The organism is Flammeovirga pacifica, assembly GCF_000807855.2.
Classification (GTDB): domain Bacteria; phylum Bacteroidota; class Bacteroidia; order Cytophagales; family Flammeovirgaceae; genus Flammeovirga; species Flammeovirga pacifica.
The window spans coordinates 3,543,333-3,559,563 of record NZ_JRYR02000001.1 but is presented as its reverse complement, the minus strand read 5'-3'; the positions used below and the strand labels follow the sequence as shown (position 1 = coordinate 3,559,563).

Sequence of the window (16,231 nt, the reverse complement as noted above, 5' to 3'; positions counted from 1 at the left end):
GTTTCTAGAGTGCAATTTCTATCAATTGCCAGTGTGGGTTATCAACAAAATTCATCCAATGCCCTCCATATTCTAATCTATACCTTCTTGCTTGTGGGTAACGTTTTTGTATATACTGCCAAGCATTGAACATGCACTTTGCAAACTCTCTAAATCCTTTCTCACATTTATAGTCTGCTTTCCCCTTGTGATAAGGAACTACATCAAGAGCATTACCACTTTGGTGATATGACTTCTCTTTATAGCCATCTAGTTGTGAAGCTCCATTTTTGAAAATTCTGTTTTGATCTTCAGCCAGTCGTAAGCCTCCCATCCAAGGAATAGTTTGGTCATACTTTTTACAGTTTGAAAGAGCAATATTAGCACATAGTACTAACCAATAGTTTACACCTTTCATTCGCTTTTTTGAGAGCTTCCCGTATTGATATTTCGCCATCTTAAGTTTTGTTTTTCGATTACTTTTCTATTCTTCTTAATTTCTTCTTGAGCCTTTTTGATTTCAGCTTTTAAGTCAGCTAATTCATGCATCATTGTGTTATGTCGAAGAGAATCACTAAGCGTAGTGTTTTTAGTATAGTCTATGATTTCTTTCATCAAAACATTACCCGTTTCTGCAACATTTTTAAACTCTACTGTTGTTGAAATAAAAGAAGTAGTTGCCTTGTCCTTTGATGTTATCAAATAAGCAATGAATGAGAATGTTATCCCGTAAATGAGCAATTGAAAAAAGAGATTTAATACTCTTTCATAAGGTTGTTTTTTTGACTTGTCTATAACTACTTCTCCTATTCCTTTTGTTACTTGTTCTAGTTCTTCATGTGTCATAACTGTGCTTCATTTTGATCTTCTGTTATTCTATTTTTAACTGCTTCATACTCATCATATACTATATATGCTTTCAACATTGTTTGTTGTGCCTGTACTACTGAAGTCAATACAGCTAATTGTTGTGCTATTTGAGAGAGTATTTGCGTGTCTTGAGTATTATTTTGTCTTGTAGGCGTCCCTAAATTCTCAGTTGCTACATTTGCTTCAGCTGAACCTTGAGGTAATATTCCTCCATCTTCAAAAAGTGAAGCTCCGGCTCTATGCATTGAAGTGTAGAGAAGAGCATCAACCAAGGGTTTATTATTGTTGTAAGTATCTACAGATAATATTGGCTCACCTCCTTCTACTTCAGCTACCACACTTCCAGTACTAGGATCCAAAATAGGCATACCACCTTGGGAGTGAGAAGGACCTGACAGCAATAAACCACCCGAACCATACTGAGCTGAATTAATTTTTGAAAGATTTAATGAAGTTCTAGCTACAGCAATACCCGTTTGAGCTGCACCTAATATAGGTCCGAATACAGGTCCTAAGTCCATAGCATGTTTCCAAATAGCTGCTACTTCTTTATAACCATCAATAAGCACACCTGCACCTTGCATTGCTTTAATTTTACCAAAGTGCTTCTTTCTTAAGTTCTCATCTGAAGAAAGTAAATTTGCAAGACCTGTAAATGTAGAACCTGCTGTACTTAATTGATTATCATATAGCTTTTCATTTGCTGTAGTGGCTTTATCTAGGTTTCCTTCAAGTTTCTTTTTATGATCATTATCTAAACGATGAATTTCATTTTTAACTTTTTGAGCTTCAGCTGATTCTTTCCCATACATTTCTACAACAAGACCCAACTGTTTCTCCATCGCCTTCCTCTTCAACTCATAAAGAAGATTTTCCCTTTCTTGTTCAGTGATTAATTTATTTTGAAACTTTTCTTCAATTAATATCTCTTGTTCCTCATCAAATACAGCTTGCTCCTCTAAGAACTCTTGTTTTCTTGCCCATGATAATTCTTGTAGTTCTTTATCTCTCGCTTCCTCTAGAAGCTTTCTTCTTTCTGTTGCTAAGTATTCTCCTTCTTCAATAGTTTCAAGTTCTCTTTGGTATGTATCTCTTATTTGAGCCTCTTTTTGAGCAAATTCATCTTCAAGTAATTGAGCTTTAAGATCAGAATATTGTTTATCTATTTTTAGTCGTTCTTGGGCTTGCTTTTTCTCTTCTGCTACTATCTTATTCCGTAACTCATTTAGTCTATTTAGAAGCTCTCTTTGTCTTGCTAATGATTGTGTTTCTAGGTTAATTAGCTTGATAGATTCTTCTCTAGCTTTTTGAGTATCTTCTTCAGTAGAATCAGCTCTAGCATCATCAGCCCAAGCTATTGCTGCTCTTTCTTTTTGTAGTTTTAGTTGTTGGTTTAATCCTTCAAGTTCTATTTCATTTGCTCGAATTAAAGCAGCTTCTTGCTCCTCAAATGATTTGGTCCTATCTCTTGTAATGAATATTAGTTCCTGAATCTCCTTTTTTCGTTTTGCATTGTTAAGTGATTCAAGATTTTCAGCTTCTACCAATCTATTCATTCTGTTAGCTAATTCTATTGCTAACCTTACATCTTCACTTATATTATCTCCTAAAGCTTTAGCTCCTCCAGCTGCTACTTCAAAACCAGTTGCTATTACGCCTAATCCTTTTGCTATTGTTGTTGATGAAATTCCTTCTTTTATTTTTGAGAGATCTAATGTAAATATCCCTTCCGCAATTTTACCCATTGCTTTGAAATTGGATAACATCTCATCAAAGTAGAATTTCACTACTGTATTGATTGCTTTTAATGAAGTAGTAAACGTTGCTTTAATACCGTTAAATACATTTTCTACCCCCTTTTTAGCCATTTGTCCAACCTTACTCCAATCTGCAGAAAACAGAGCTGAAAAGAATTCAACAAAACTATCTTTAGCATAAATGAAAGCATCAACCAAACCACTTATTATACCAATAAATTGAAGAAGATAAGGGTACGCTTTTTCACCTATATATGAAATGAGTTGATTAAATGATTCAAAAATAGCATCAGTGACCGCACCTAATACAGCCATTACAACTGCTAATTGTTCTGTTCCTTTTTTCGTTTTAGTAAACCAACCAAATAAAGCTGTTACAACAATTACTAAAGCCCCAATACCTGTTGCTATAATGGCTCCTTTTAGTAAACCAAAACTATTAACTGCTCCTAAAACTATTCCTCTTAATCCTCCAAACGAACCTGACAGTTGATCTATTTGCCCCGAAATAGGCAACATATTTTTCCATTCACCTGTTAGTTTTTGTTGTGATTCAGTAGTGCCTTTTAGCTCCTTATTGAGTTGCGACATTCTACCACGAACTTCACTAAGTTGTTTTGACTTTTTGATGTATGCTTCTGTACCTGGAGTAAGTTGTTTTAGTTCTGCATAATACTTTGCAGCTTGCTTTTTAAGGTCCTTTAAAGGAAGAGCTGTAAGCCCTATTTCGTTACGAAGTTTCTTTTGTTTAGCAGTTACATTATCAAGTTCTTTTGATTTAGCGACATACTCCTCAGTCCCCTTTTTCATGCCTTTTAAACCTTTGCGAAGTTCTTTAGCTTCAAGGTCTAATTCATTAAGGGTTGATAATGCTTTGTTGCCGTTGATTTCTACAACAACTTGTACGTTTTCTTTTAAATCTCCCATATTCAAAAAAAGTCCCCGAAGGGACTTGGGCTACGTTAAGTATGTCTAACTGTTAAACCGTTGGTGTTGTCTGAGGTTCTGCTTCTAAAATGATTGCTGGCAAAATAGAATCAGCTGTAATTTTATACATAATGTTTCTTGCTTCAGTAGCAGGACCACCCGATGAAGCTGTGACTTCTTCAATTACAGCTGGGCTATCTTTTGTTCCCACTTGTATAAGCTGACCATTACGGTCTTTTACAACTGCAATAACATTCTCATTGAGAAGGTTTCTTGCTAACTGCATATTTGCTGAATACAAAGTTGGAATAGCAAAAGAAACAGATTGTTTGTAAGATTTTGAATCAAACTCACCTTGAGCTACTGCTTCAAACTTACCTGTGTCTTTTGTGTGATATACTTTTGAAAAAACCTCTGTGGTATCATCTACAAAAGTGAAATCAGAAGCTGGATCTACTGTTACACTAGGAGAGGTTACAACTGGATCTACAGATACAGCATCTGCTCTACATAGAAAAATGTATTTTGAAAGTCCACCTATGTTTCCTTTCTCAACAATTTCAAGCTCCTCTCTGCTAATTGAAGGTACTGCAATTGCTGGCATTCTATTGTTCTATTAAAGGTTTTACAATTAATGTTTTGGTCTCCATCTGAGCCATCTTGGTCAATACATCTCTGTATTCTTCAGGAGCATTAGCAACATCAGAAGCTAAATAATCTACGCCATTGAGTCTGAAACGAGGTTTAGTGAAAGTGAACTGACTACCTTCGAACTCAAATGGTTTTGGTATTGTCAAATCAATTTTCGTTTCATCAGGTTTGTGAAAACCTGCATGACGTTCCAATCGCTCAATACGTGCAATAAGTTCTTTATCTAATTTTGAATATGCCATAATATTTTTTGTTTAAAAGTGAAAAAGAGTGGTGAGGTAGAAACTACCCCACTACTTGTAATTCAAATTTTCCCTATATTTTTTTTAGATTGGCTCGTCTGATGACCAAACCAATTGTGTATCTGAAGTACCTCCAGGGATACCGATGAAATCAAAACCAGGTGCTGCTTTGAACTGACCTGTAATACGGATCACATCTTCATCCGGACGAGGTGTTACTGTCAACATATTTTCTTCACCTGTTTGGTTATGACACCAAATCATATTACCAGGAAGAGTATTGAAAATACGTTTCTTTCCAGCCATTGAAATAAGAGGATTAAGAACAATGTTCTTTTGTGGTCCCAACTTGATCTCAAAGTTTTCAGAGTAGTTTGCATTTGGTCCTAAATCTGCTCTACGACTGTAGAAAGCAGCTTCATGATATTCAGGTGAACAGTTCAAAAGAATTTTCTTTCCTGAATATTTTACTGCTGCAGGAAGTTGCTTCACATAATCTTCTGCATGAGCAAAAGTAGTAGCATCTGTATAAGCTCCTAATGTGATTTCTGCAATCTTACCGGCTGTTACGGCATCTTCAATTTTCTTTTCGATACCATCAACTGAATCAACTGCATCTCCAGGAGTACCAGGAGTTGGAGCAGCATAACGACCTGTATAGAAAATGTCTGTTTCAATTTCTCTTGCTTGCGTTATTGCAATATTTGAGAAAATCCAGTTCATAATCTTTGCAGCACTCTTAGTATCAAGCTTTGTTTTCTTACCTCTAGTAAGATGGTTCAATACTGAACGCATAATAGTATCAAGTTCATCACTATCTAATTCATAGTTGATTTTGATACCCTTCACAATTGTTTCTTCAGGGTAAGCTTTAAGCTTATCTGTATGAGGTGTAAAACCTTTTTGATAGGGCTGTAAGATTTTTTCTAACCTTTTACCTGTACCAATATAACGATCATCGACATCTGAAATAAAACGGGCTTGCTGCAAGGATTTAGAAGCTACCATCTTTAATAATTCGATGTCAATAGCATTCTGATTTACCTTGTAGGCTTTTTTCAGGTCGGTTCCAAATTGAGAAATATCCATATCTTATTACAAAATTTCGTCTGCGTTAGGATTAAATTCGAAAGTGAATTCTTCTTCTTTTGAAGAAGATGACTCTCTTGGTGGAGCTGTAGCAGCTGGACTTGCACCAGGTTCTTTTTCAAGATCCGTGATACGTTCATTAGCGGTTGCTAATTGCCCTTCAAGTTCAGTGATACGGCTTTGAGCTGTATCTCTTTCTTGGGTCAATTGGCTTACTTGATTGTCATAATCTTGAGCGGTTTGCTCTAAAGATTGAGCTATTGTTTCAACTGGAGCTTCAACTCCAACCGCAGCTTTTACTTTATCTAAAAACTTCATATCTGCTTCTATTTTTCTGTTATTATTTATCTGAGATGCAACATTGATTGCTTCTTTAACCCCTCCAATACCATCTACGAGACCTGCATTTTTAGCTGATAAATAAGTATAGGTCTTACCTGTATAAGCTTTCTCTTCAAGCTCTCTATTAGAAGAAACATGAGCATGAAAAACGGCATTAATTGGATCTAAGAAATTCTGAATAAGTGATTCGGGGTTACCATTTGCAGCATCGGCAAAGTCTTTATTCTTGTCTGTTGATTTCGTTGCATACAATTCAACACTTTTAATACCTTGTTTTGCAAAGTATTCTTTGAAGTCCATGAATGATACCATCGTACCAATTGATCCAAACAAGGTTGTTTCTGTTTCGGCTAATATTTCATCAGAAGAGGATGCTAACCAATAAGCAGCACTACAGCACATTCCGCCAACTACTGAAACAATTGGCTTTGAAGTGTTTTGAATAATCTTTGCTAGTTTTTCGGTTCCCATAGCACTTCCCCCAGGAGAGTCTATATAGAGTATGATACTGTCAACCTCTTCATCATTATCGAACTGTTGTATTAGTTGACCGTAATAATCCATTCCTGGACTACACCAAGTACTATACTGTGTTAATGCTCCAATGATATTAATAACGGCACTTTGTTTTCTAGGAGCTTCAATAGAATCTTCTTTCACTAATCCTTCTTCCATATTGATAGAAGTGTTAAATGAAATATCTTCTGATCTCCATGCTTCAGCTCCTGAAGTATCTCCACTAAGAACATTAAAAGCTAAAGGCAAAAGAGCTTGGGCTTGTTGCTTGTCAATCAACCACGCTCCTTTTAGAATTTGCTGATATAAAAAATAACCGTTTCTCATAATGCGAAAAACGGCTATAGGACCCGTAAAAAATAGGACGGGTTTTTAACAAACAAACTTCCAACTAATATGTCAACGACATTAGTGTCGTTGACATATTTCTAATTAATGATTTGGTAAAACGTTAAGGGTGATTGTAACGGTCTATTTACTGAATTGCCTACAAACTTAATATTGAAATGATTTAACTGACTTGCTGACTTACCAAATGAAGGTGATACTGAAATGAGAAGAGGATAATCGAAACCAACTATCCAACTTACTCCGTTCTCATCTAACCATAATAGCACAACTCTTTTCAAATGGTCTACAACACTATATTTCGCTTCTTCTACCTTTGCTATACGTAATGAAATAGAATACTTATAATACTCTCCAGCTCCTGCAACAACATTTTGTGACTTTATATCAATAGAGTCATCCACTGCATCAAGCTTTTGAAAATTGCCTGAAATAGATTTTAGAACATTACCTGTTACATCAGTTGTAACCGTTCTATAATCTGCTATCGCAATATGTCTTACACCTCCTATATTCATGAATCAAATATAACAAAAAAGAATCACATAAAGAATCAATTGATTTTATTTTTACGACGGAAGCTACACATATAGGTACCTTTATTAACACTTTCTAAAAAGCTGATCTACACATGATTTTTTTATTTTCTTGAAATATTACAATTCTAGGTAACATTTTCATTCAATTTACTTTGAAGTAGCTCTATGTATAATGCCATTTTAATCAATTCATCTCCTTTTTTTACTTTCTGATAAACCTGACAATCATTCCTTGAATGAAAAAACCTTTCGCATGTATTTACTGAAATTTCTGATTCTAAAATCCCATACCTTGAAAGGAAAGCAATGATTGCTAAACGCCTTGATCCATAAAAAACACGACTAGATTCAACTGAATGGCGTAAAGCAATCATAAAATGATCTATAAATAAATCCATATGAAATGCTGTTCTTATTATTCTGTTTTTATGCCTTATTAAATTGTCTCCTAATTCAATTTGAATAGTATCAAATTGTTTTTTAGGTGGCTTTGGATACTTTCCATGTTTATTCAACAATTGTAATACAGATCTACCTATCGTATTATTTTGTCTTGCAAAAAGTATTTGATCTCCAAATTCATGTTGTACAAACTTCTTGATATGTGATTGAATGGGCAATGTAATAATTTTTGATTCAGTCATTTGGATTCTTTTTATGCATTTATATGAATCAAAAATACGAAATTTAAAGCTCTTTTTTTAGTCTACTTTTTATTTACGTAAACAACTGATTATCAATACTAATGATATACAAAGATTATACAACAGTCTATTTCTCTGACGATGCAGTCCCGCCTACGCACATTGGCGTAGGGCAATTGCCTCTTTAAAAACAAGGATATATGAATCAATTGTTTCCAAACTTCCAAACAAAAAAGCACAACCGAGTGAACGATTGTGCTTTGATGGTAAGGACATTGATGTCTTGAGCATTTAATTATAATTAATCAAACCTTCAAGATTACAATTAAGTCCTTCTATAAATTCTTTTGACTCTTCTCTAGTTTTGAATTCTCCCCATTCATGATTAAACATATACTCTAAATGCATTATAATACTACTTATATTTACGAAATCATCTCTATCAATTTCATCAATACTTATACTGATTATACGCTTTGCTTCAATTATTGTTGAAGATATATCCCTGTCCAATAGAATTGATAATAATGTATTATCACAGAATGATTCATCTTTCTCAAAATCGATACGTGATATATACTTAATAAATAACCTCAGGCTTTGAGGTAACTCTTCTTCTATGATTTCATTTATTCTTAATACATTCATATCAATCTTTATTGTATTATTTATTAAATTCATAAACACCTACTTCATCATAACCATCAGGGTCATCAAATGAAGTATCACTAAATATTTCATATAACTTATTATAACCATCTGAACCTGAATCATAAGATCTTTTATCCAAAGACATTAGCTCTTCAGCTTCTTCTTCTGTAATATCCTTACCTACTGTTAGTAGTTTCCTTTTAACTAACTGTTCTACAACTTCTATTTCAATCTGTTTCAAAATTCTCTATTTCTAATGAAAAACCTAACCATAATAATCTAACATACCATTCACTATCATAAGATGATGTTCTTACCTGAATAGTGGGGAAAATTTCAAAATAAAAAATATCGGTACATGGACCATGTCTTCTTAAACAAAGAAGTCGCTCTCTAAAGAGATGGATGCTATATATTAACTTTCCCATTTTATAATTGATCTAATTGATTTTCAACATCTCCCATTTGATTACAAAGAGATTCTATGTTTTCGGAATAATCTAATCCTAAGCTTTTATCATGCTCTTCATTGTTGATATACTCATTCTTTAAGCGATTAAGGCACGAATAATACTTGTTTAACACTGCTTCTTTCAGATGATCATTCTTATCTCCAATAGCCGTTACACATGATGCATAATCTTTATAATCTAATGGTTCTACTCCTTTTTCTTTTTTGCTGATACTTACAAATTGGAGTAAACGATTGATAGTAATAGACATATCTCTCATGGTATTATTAGCTTCTGCCAAACTTTCCCATGATCTGACTTCTCCAGGAACTAAATTATATAGCTCCTCAGACATGTAAGTAGTAATGTGATCTATTAACTCTGTTGCTTCCCAAATGTCGAATTGTTCCATTATGCAGCTGTTTTAATTTTCTCAACATTCATTTTTTCTTGTATGGCATCTAATACAGTTCTGCTCCTCTTCTCCTGGAGCTTTTGTAATAGTCGTTTTTTTGGTAGATCTTTTTGTAATCTATCCAAAAGTGTTGTTAACTTTGTCATAGGTAGAATTTTTTAAAAGGTTTTACATAAGGAGTTGCAAGGGTCTCAAACTGTGCAACTCCTTTTTTTAATACTTCCAAACAGCTTCGTATAAATCAAACATTGCTTGTAGGCTTTTATCTGAGTCTACTGGAGGCTCAATACCTATAAACTTGTCTTGATTTTCGTAAGCATACGATATAGAGAGAGCTAAATACTTAGTAGTAGATAATATTCCTTTTAGAATTTCATCTTTGCTTGAACTTGCAAGCATTTCTTCGATTGCTTCATTTTTGTTGATTAATCGGCCGAGGTTGTCATTTCTTTCACTCATTGCTTGTTTGATTTGTTGTTGGATAATACAAATTCATGATGCTTTAAACGATAGTCATTATCCTTTATGGATTTCGTTAAAACACTGATTACAACATTAACAGGGTCAGCTTTATATCCTTTTTTAACCGCTGCTAGGGTAATATCATATATAATCTTAAACAGCATTGTCTTACGTCTATGAAAGTGCTGTTGATCATTTACATTTGGTAGGATGAACTTTTGCTCATAAATACTAAGAACGTTTAAACAGGTTGCATTTTGTTGGCATCTTACTGCAAAGTCTTGTATAGCTTTTACTTTTTCATCTTGCTGTTCTTCTTTTTGGACTTCTTTCTCCTTTTTTAGCTCCTCTTTTAGAGCTTCTTCATCAGGAATATAAACTAACTCCAAAAGCTTTTTAAAATTGATGCTGATAAAACGATATACAGATTGTGCTTTATCAATTATCAAAACACCTAATTTTTTGAATTTTGATATACAGTTATTGACTGAAGACTCACTTACTCCAGCTTGTTCTGCATAAAATACATTGCTCATTGATGAACCTTTTTTCCAAGAAAAATTAATGATCTTGGAAAGGACCAAACGGTGGCTAGGTGTCCAACCTACTGTTTTAGTCACTTGGTTCAATAGAGCGTTTCGATGCTTTGTTTCATCGATATCGAACTCCTTATATATTTCTGTAGTAATTCCCATTACCCAATTTTTTCAATCTTTAAATCTGATAGCTTAATACCTCTAGCACTTGCACTAGCAGTAAGCGACTTGTATTTTTTCTTCCACGATTCTGCATCGTTTTTATGCGTTTCAATTTCTCCTCTTTGAACAGCTAATGTTTCATCAGCATCACGAAGATCACCTCTTAACTCCTCTAGCTTACTATCCTTTTTAAGGATGATTTCATTGAAATGATCTGTACTTTGTTCAAAGCGTTTTTCAACGTCTCTAAGCGTATGCAATTCTCCTTTAAGCGAAACGTTAGCGTTTCTCATATCTTCTAAAGCGAATGTTGTTTCTTCAAAAAGCTTGTCTAATGATTCGTGTTTTTTCTGAAGCGTTTTATGAGCGAATGTAAGCGTTTCAAATTCTCCTTTAAGCGACTGATTTTGCACTTTCATATCTCGTAACAAATTCGTTGCTTCTAATAGTTGCTGTTCAAGCGTTTCTGAGCGTTTTCTTTCATTTTCCACCTCATTAAGGCGGTTTTTAAGGTATGCCTTCACTATCATCATTGATAGGATAGAGGCAAACAAAACGTTAGCTACAAGTACTGTATCGTTTACTTCTAAGGTGGTGATTCTAGCAACTACTTTAGCACACAATAACACTAAAATTACATACGCTGATACTCGTATTAAATTCGTTACACTGATTAATTTTTCAACTGTTTTCATGGCTTAATGTGTTAAGAGATTAAAGACTTTTTTATTACCTCGAACTCAGCAGAAGCACCACTTTTTACAGTGGTTTTTGCTTCTTTTGAATTCGTAAGGGTATCGCTTGCAGTCGTTGGGGAAACGTTCGTAAACGCTTGAGCATCGTTACTGAATCGCTCGGCTAATTGATGCGAGGCAATCATAATAAACAGTGAAGGATAGAACCCTAACACGAATATTCCGAAGCCTAATAAAAGGTTGATTTCGTTACCGTAGAAAATAGAATGATAGCTGGCAATTGATAGTATACCGCTTACGGTCGCTGAAAAATAAGAACTCTTTCTCATACCATTAACAGAAAAGAAAAATGAACCTGTTTCAATTACAAGTCCTGCAACTATACCAAATGCACCGCTAATTAAATGTATCACCCATGCATCTGAAGAGCTAATTAAATTGGCTAATTGAGAAGTAATTTTCATACTAAAAATATTCGCAAAGAAGATAGCAATTGAAGCACTTTGGGCAATTGCCATCATACCAACAATTAGCATAAAGCCTGAAGCTCTTTGAAGCATACCTAATACTACTAAGGCTTTATTTTCGAACTGTTTTACTTTAGATAGATTCATATTTTAAATTCTTTTTGGTTCTCTCATTTTCATATTTCTGAGTTTCAGTTAGATTTTTCCGAAAAAGGTTGTGAATCTCTTACATTCTTAGCCTTTTTTTATTATAATGTAATTATATTGCAACGTGTAATTATTTTGATACACAATGATATATCAAAAATATTGAAATGTCAAATATTATTGATACAATTATCTTTTAACATTATAATATTATGATAGGAGAACGAATAAAATTACTATATGGACTTGACAAAAGAGAAAATGTCAAGGCTCTAGCTGATAAAATGGGGAAATCAATGTCAATGGTATGGAAATACCCATCATATGATTATCCACCAACAGCTCTTATGGATCAAATCAAAAAGGATTTTGATGGTTTAGAAGACAGAAAAGCAATTAATTGGAATTGGTTGTTTACTGGATATGGATCTATGTTTATGGGAGAGGACTTTGTACCACCTCAACCTCCAACACCAAAAAACAAATTAGAAGAGTTAGTTATAAAAATGTCAGAGGATATTGCATTCTTAAAAAGTAAAGTTATTACACATGATAACTTTATTACAGGCATGCAAGGAGCATTGGGAAAGCATAAGGCGTATCCTGAAAAGGTACATACAACTAATTGTAAGAAATTAGAAGTGTCTGATAATCAAGAAGATTTGGCGGCATAATTTTTTTTTGCGCAATTTGGCTGCGTGTTTGGATACGTCAGTTGTAGAGCTTCTACAACGACCTTGTATATCAGTGGTTTATCGTTAAGGTTAGAATCTTGGCGAGGTCACTACTTTTTCCTATTAAAGCCAAATGGCTTCGTAGCTCAACTGAATAGAGCATCACATTACGGCTGTGAAGGTTCCAAGTTTGAATCTTGGCGAGGTCACTAAAAAAGGTCAAAATCTTAGGATTTTGGCCTTTTTTTTATGTAGAAAAAATATAAATTTTTTGACGATAGAATAACGTCAACAGCTTAACCAAATAACCCCAAGTAACCTTTCGTTACTTCTTTCAAGGCCATATTCTAAAGAAGTTTGCAAATGATATTCATTTCAAACTTTCTTTTATGATCAGCAAAAAAATAAGATGTTCTCTCTGTTTGTTAGCTCTTTTGTTTTTGATGCATCCTATTTACGGTCAGGACGCAAAAGACACTTCAAAGCCTACCAATATCTATTCACAAATAGATCATTTCTTAGAATACAATCACTCTCCAAGAGGTGAGATGTTTTCTTATAACCCTCGAATTAGTTATACACTAGATGATGCCTACTTACTTGTGATGGATCTTCCATACCGTTTTCATTCTTCAAAAAATGTAGCTGGCTTAGGCGATCCTAAAATAAGATATTTCTATGTTCCTTATAAAGATGATTCAAAAATAATCAGTTCGATGGGGCTCTCATTAAATATCACTTTACCTCTAGGAAACACAAAGTTTGGGTTAGGTGATGGTAGCTTAAAAATTGCAACAGGCATAATGTTAGGGTACATCGCCAACAGGTCTAAAAGTATATCCTTTTTTCCTACTATATCTTATCAATACATTTCAAAAAAACATCCTGAAAACTCTATTGAGGAGGTTTTTCATGGTATCAATATCGAGTTATTGTCCTCTATTGTTATCAACGATGATATTTTCATTCAAATAAAACCAATTATTGATATTGAAGATATCAACAATTTCTCACATCAAGAATTTTCCTTAGAAATTGAACCTGTTATCAACATTTGCAATGGTAAATTTCAGGTGGGTACCTATTATAAAGGTGTATTTCAAAAACAATCCATACAGTAGGTTTATATTTCACCATTTTTATTTAAATCTAGCGGTTCAAGACTGTTATTTACGATCAAGTTTAACTGAGTTCCTTCAGGAAAAAATGGTTGTTTATCAAAAAAAGAAATGTTATTCACAGGGATGTGAATATCTTTTGGAATTTTGTTCACTTTAATTGAAGTAGAAAACATACACCTTTTCCCTTTGCCAAAAGAATAAGGAGTATTCACTTTATTCCAATCTACTGTATGTTGCTCTTGATCAATAGTTAAGGTCGTTGAAGGATTGCAAAGCCATAAATCATAATCTGTATGATTCATGTAATTTACCTCCACTTTTAAGTACTGACCATCATATAAACAGTTCACATGATAGATTAATCCGATAACATTCATCTCGTTTTCAGAGAATCGAATACCACTTTTCCCTCGCTTTTCTTTTAAGATTTGAACAAGATGTTGATCAAGGGCTAGTTTTAGAGACTCATTTTCATGAGATAGTTGATAACTTTTTTTGGAAGACACATAAGGGTAATTTTTTAAGTAATTCTGATAAGATTTCTCCTTCAATTGGAAACGTAAATGCTGGTTTCGTCCCTTTTCAAAATAATTGATGATATAGTTTGATCTTAATGGGCCTTTTTCATCGACTTTACTAAACTGATAAGTGTTGTTGATAGGATGAATTGTAGCCTGAATAATGGTATCAGCAGCAATCCAAATTCTTTCTTTTATTAACGTAGCAGAAGTTCTGCTATCTTCTGTTGATAACTTGATCTCTTCCAAAAAACCACTTCCTTTATAAGAAATAGTGTACTTTAATTGATGTAGATAGGGTAGTGCTTCCAAAGAAATAGTACAGGATTGACCATCCATATCTATCGACTTCTCACTTAATAGTTGATAAGTCCAAGAGTTATCAACATTTGATGCTATCTTTTGTTGATGGTTAGCATTACAAGCAATAAATAACACTAGTATAAAAGAAAGATATCTCATAATGGAAATATAAAAGAGTACCTGAAAAAAATTCAGGCACTCATTGTTAATAATATGATTATTACGTTTTGGTTATTTCAATGTCCAAATAGAATAAGAACGTGGAGGGCACTGGATTTTTACCCAAGTACCACCTTGCGTCCATGGTTCCCAATTAGAGTGACCAGTATAGTCTTTTATTTTCTTGTTACTCCAATTCGTTGGCACCCAACGTTCTTTCCAGTTATCTGAATTATTGATATATACCACTAATCCTGGGTTTCCATTGTATCCGTTTCTACGAGCTATGTATTCATCATTATCTACATGTAGTATGGAAGTATTTCCGGTTGCGTAACTTTTGTGAATCCATAATAAATTATTCATCATACTTTTGTCCAACCAATCTTCATAATCTCTGTAAAAGATACAAGGGTATCCCTCATGAGTTAAAATATAAGCATAGGCTAAATTTTTTCTCCAAATCTCATCAGTATCATGATTGGCCACAAAAGTGACTGCTCTTTGGCTGTCTTTTTTCCAAAGCATATCTCCATTCAGCTCATTTAGATTATTACCATCAAATGCTCTGTCCATGGCATAATATGCAGCAAAATCAAAAGCAGACGATTTTCTATCCGTGTTATCTACCCACCACTTTAAGGTGCTGGCATTACCGTCCCATAATTCACCTACAGCAAATCCACCTACATTATTGACCCAATCTTTGACCACCCATGCACCAAAGCCTTTCACGTAATCAAATCTCCATCCATCAAAACCGACATCATTTTTATAGTATTTTCCTACAGAGTTACTTTTTTTCCATAACCAATCTTGCACATAACTTTTTTTATGGCTTAAGTCTGGAAAACCTCCAAAAACACCTTCATCATTATTTGCATCAAGGTTAGGGTGGAAATCATTATATGTTCTATTAAACTTACCCGAAGCCGGATTAAACTTTGTCCATGTATCTGTACCTGTATAAGGGTTTGCTTCTAGTTGTCCACCACTATTATGGTTGATCACTATATCAGCATACACTTCCATATTTTGATTGTGTGCTTCCCCAACAAGAGATCTTAATTCTGTACCAGATCCAAACCTTGTTTCTTTTGAACCCATTTGGTTATAATCACCAAAATCAAAATAATCCATTGGGTCATACCCCATAGAGAAAGGTCCATTTTGAGCTTTTGAAGCAGGAGGTAACCAAATGGATCCAATTCCTTGATTACTCCAATTATTCAATTTTCCTTTCACGGTATTCCACCAAGTACCCCCCGCAGGAACGTCCCAGTAAAATGCCTGCATCATCACAGGTCCTCCCGGACTACCTGAGTATCTTTTATTAGAAGATTCATTCTTATTAAAAGGAGCACCATCATGAGTGGTTACTTGCAACTCCATATTGGCTTTTGGCTCATGTTCAGGAATAGAACTCTCATTGTCCTCCATAATTTGAGTACAAGAAAAGCTGCCTATGAAGAGAGTGGACAGTAATAATAATTTGGTAGTTTTCATTTTCATTTCACTAAACTAAATGTTTTACAATAAGTCAAATTTGATTAAAATGCGATCGC

The 16,231-nt window shown here is 34.1% G+C and carries 22 protein-coding genes and 1 tRNA gene; 3 read left to right on the top strand and 20 right to left on the bottom strand.

Annotation, left to right across the window (positions count from 1 at the left end; all coding sequences use genetic code 11):
* Positions 1 to 4: 4 nt before the first annotated feature.
* The 18 genes from NH26_RS13955 to NH26_RS13875 form a co-directional block, all read right to left on the bottom strand.
* Positions 5 to 397 carry a M15 family metallopeptidase gene (locus tag NH26_RS13955; protein WP_052432299.1) on the bottom strand — a complete coding sequence of 131 codons (393 nt, stop codon included), beginning with the start codon at positions 395 to 397 and terminating at the stop codon, positions 5 to 7.
* Positions 394 to 825, bottom strand: coding sequence for a hypothetical protein (locus tag NH26_RS13950; RefSeq protein WP_044228984.1), 432 nt, complete (start codon positions 823 to 825; stop codon positions 394 to 396). The genes NH26_RS13955 and NH26_RS13950 overlap by 4 nt, the downstream gene beginning before the upstream one ends.
* Positions 822 to 3,533, bottom strand: a complete 2,712-nt coding sequence (locus NH26_RS13945) for a hypothetical protein (protein WP_044228982.1) — start codon at positions 3,531 to 3,533, stop codon at positions 822 to 824. The genes NH26_RS13950 and NH26_RS13945 overlap by 4 nt, the downstream gene beginning before the upstream one ends.
* 52 nt (positions 3,534 to 3,585) lie before the next feature.
* Positions 3,586 to 4,137 carry a hypothetical protein gene (locus tag NH26_RS13940; protein ID WP_044228978.1) on the bottom strand — a complete coding sequence of 184 codons (552 nt, stop codon included), beginning with the start codon at positions 4,135 to 4,137 and terminating at the stop codon, positions 3,586 to 3,588.
* A 1-nt stretch (position 4,138) separates the two neighbouring features.
* A complete protein-coding gene (locus tag NH26_RS13935; protein ID WP_044228975.1) occupies positions 4,139 to 4,426 on the bottom strand; it encodes a hypothetical protein in 288 nt (95 codons plus the stop codon).
* A gap of 84 nt (positions 4,427 to 4,510) precedes the next feature.
* Positions 4,511 to 5,515, bottom strand: coding sequence for a hypothetical protein (locus NH26_RS13930; RefSeq protein WP_044228971.1), 1,005 nt, complete (start codon positions 5,513 to 5,515; stop codon positions 4,511 to 4,513).
* 6 nt (positions 5,516 to 5,521) lie between these two features.
* Positions 5,522 to 6,700, bottom strand: coding sequence for a S49 family peptidase (locus tag NH26_RS13925; protein ID WP_044228969.1), 1,179 nt, complete (start codon positions 6,698 to 6,700; stop codon positions 5,522 to 5,524).
* A gap of 101 nt (positions 6,701 to 6,801) precedes the next feature.
* Positions 6,802 to 7,239, bottom strand: a complete 438-nt coding sequence (locus tag NH26_RS13920) for a hypothetical protein (RefSeq protein WP_044228966.1) — start codon at positions 7,237 to 7,239, stop codon at positions 6,802 to 6,804.
* A gap of 146 nt (positions 7,240 to 7,385) precedes the next feature.
* A complete protein-coding gene (locus tag NH26_RS13915) occupies positions 7,386 to 7,904 on the bottom strand; it encodes a hypothetical protein (protein ID WP_044228959.1) in 519 nt (172 codons plus the stop codon).
* A gap of 291 nt (positions 7,905 to 8,195) precedes the next feature.
* Positions 8,196 to 8,585: a hypothetical protein gene (locus NH26_RS13910; RefSeq protein WP_044228957.1), complete on the bottom strand. Its 390-nt coding sequence runs from the start codon at positions 8,583 to 8,585 to the stop codon at positions 8,196 to 8,198.
* Entirely contained in the window at positions 8,569 to 8,796 is a 228-nt protein-coding gene (locus tag NH26_RS13905; protein ID WP_044228953.1) for a hypothetical protein, read from the bottom strand. The genes NH26_RS13910 and NH26_RS13905 overlap by 17 nt, the downstream gene beginning before the upstream one ends.
* Positions 8,783 to 8,983, bottom strand: a complete 201-nt coding sequence (locus NH26_RS13900) for a hypothetical protein (protein WP_044228950.1) — start codon at positions 8,981 to 8,983, stop codon at positions 8,783 to 8,785. The genes NH26_RS13905 and NH26_RS13900 overlap by 14 nt, the downstream gene beginning before the upstream one ends.
* Position 8,984: 1 nt before the next feature.
* The gene (locus NH26_RS13895; RefSeq protein ID WP_044228947.1) at positions 8,985 to 9,419 is read right to left on the bottom strand and encodes a hypothetical protein; all 435 of its coding nucleotides are present in this window, start codon (positions 9,417 to 9,419) and stop codon (positions 8,985 to 8,987) included.
* On the bottom strand, positions 9,419 to 9,568 hold the full coding sequence (locus NH26_RS25460) for a hypothetical protein (protein WP_158021942.1): 150 nt from the start codon (positions 9,566 to 9,568) through the stop codon (positions 9,419 to 9,421). Before NH26_RS25460 ends, NH26_RS13895 begins: the two co-directional genes overlap by 1 nt.
* Positions 9,569 to 9,635: 67 nt before the next feature.
* Entirely contained in the window at positions 9,636 to 9,881 is a 246-nt protein-coding gene (locus tag NH26_RS13890; RefSeq protein WP_044228944.1) for a hypothetical protein, read from the bottom strand.
* Complete coding sequence (locus NH26_RS13885; protein ID WP_044228941.1) at positions 9,878 to 10,579, bottom strand: hypothetical protein; 702 nt, start codon at positions 10,577 to 10,579, stop codon at positions 9,878 to 9,880. The genes NH26_RS13890 and NH26_RS13885 overlap by 4 nt, the downstream gene beginning before the upstream one ends.
* The gene (locus NH26_RS13880; RefSeq protein WP_044228939.1) at positions 10,579 to 11,277 is read right to left on the bottom strand and encodes a hypothetical protein; all 699 of its coding nucleotides are present in this window, start codon (positions 11,275 to 11,277) and stop codon (positions 10,579 to 10,581) included. Before NH26_RS13880 ends, NH26_RS13885 begins: the two co-directional genes overlap by 1 nt.
* A gap of 11 nt (positions 11,278 to 11,288) precedes the next feature.
* Complete coding sequence (locus tag NH26_RS13875) at positions 11,289 to 11,891, bottom strand: hypothetical protein (RefSeq protein WP_044228935.1); 603 nt, start codon at positions 11,889 to 11,891, stop codon at positions 11,289 to 11,291.
* Positions 11,892 to 12,103: 212 nt separating this feature from the next.
* Here NH26_RS13875 and NH26_RS13870 point away from each other — a divergent pair, with 212 nt between their 5' ends.
* From NH26_RS13870 to NH26_RS13860, 3 genes are all read left to right on the top strand, one after another.
* The gene (locus NH26_RS13870; RefSeq protein WP_044228930.1) at positions 12,104 to 12,565 is read left to right on the top strand and encodes a hypothetical protein; all 462 of its coding nucleotides are present in this window, start codon (positions 12,104 to 12,106) and stop codon (positions 12,563 to 12,565) included.
* A 135-nt stretch (positions 12,566 to 12,700) separates the two neighbouring features.
* A tRNA-Arg gene (locus NH26_RS13865) sits at positions 12,701 to 12,774 on the top strand.
* Between the two features lie 180 nt (positions 12,775 to 12,954).
* Positions 12,955 to 13,686: a hypothetical protein gene (locus tag NH26_RS13860; protein ID WP_158021941.1), complete on the top strand. Its 732-nt coding sequence runs from the start codon at positions 12,955 to 12,957 to the stop codon at positions 13,684 to 13,686.
* A gap of 2 nt (positions 13,687 to 13,688) precedes the next feature.
* Here NH26_RS13860 and NH26_RS13855 read toward each other — a convergent pair whose 3' ends face one another.
* Positions 13,689 to 14,666, bottom strand: a complete 978-nt coding sequence (locus NH26_RS13855) for a hypothetical protein (RefSeq protein WP_044229717.1) — start codon at positions 14,664 to 14,666, stop codon at positions 13,689 to 13,691.
* A gap of 72 nt (positions 14,667 to 14,738) precedes the next feature.
* Positions 14,739 to 16,172 carry an alpha-amylase gene (locus NH26_RS13850; protein ID WP_199880242.1) on the bottom strand — a complete coding sequence of 478 codons (1,434 nt, stop codon included), beginning with the start codon at positions 16,170 to 16,172 and terminating at the stop codon, positions 14,739 to 14,741.
* Between the last annotated feature and the right edge of the window lie 59 nt (positions 16,173 to 16,231).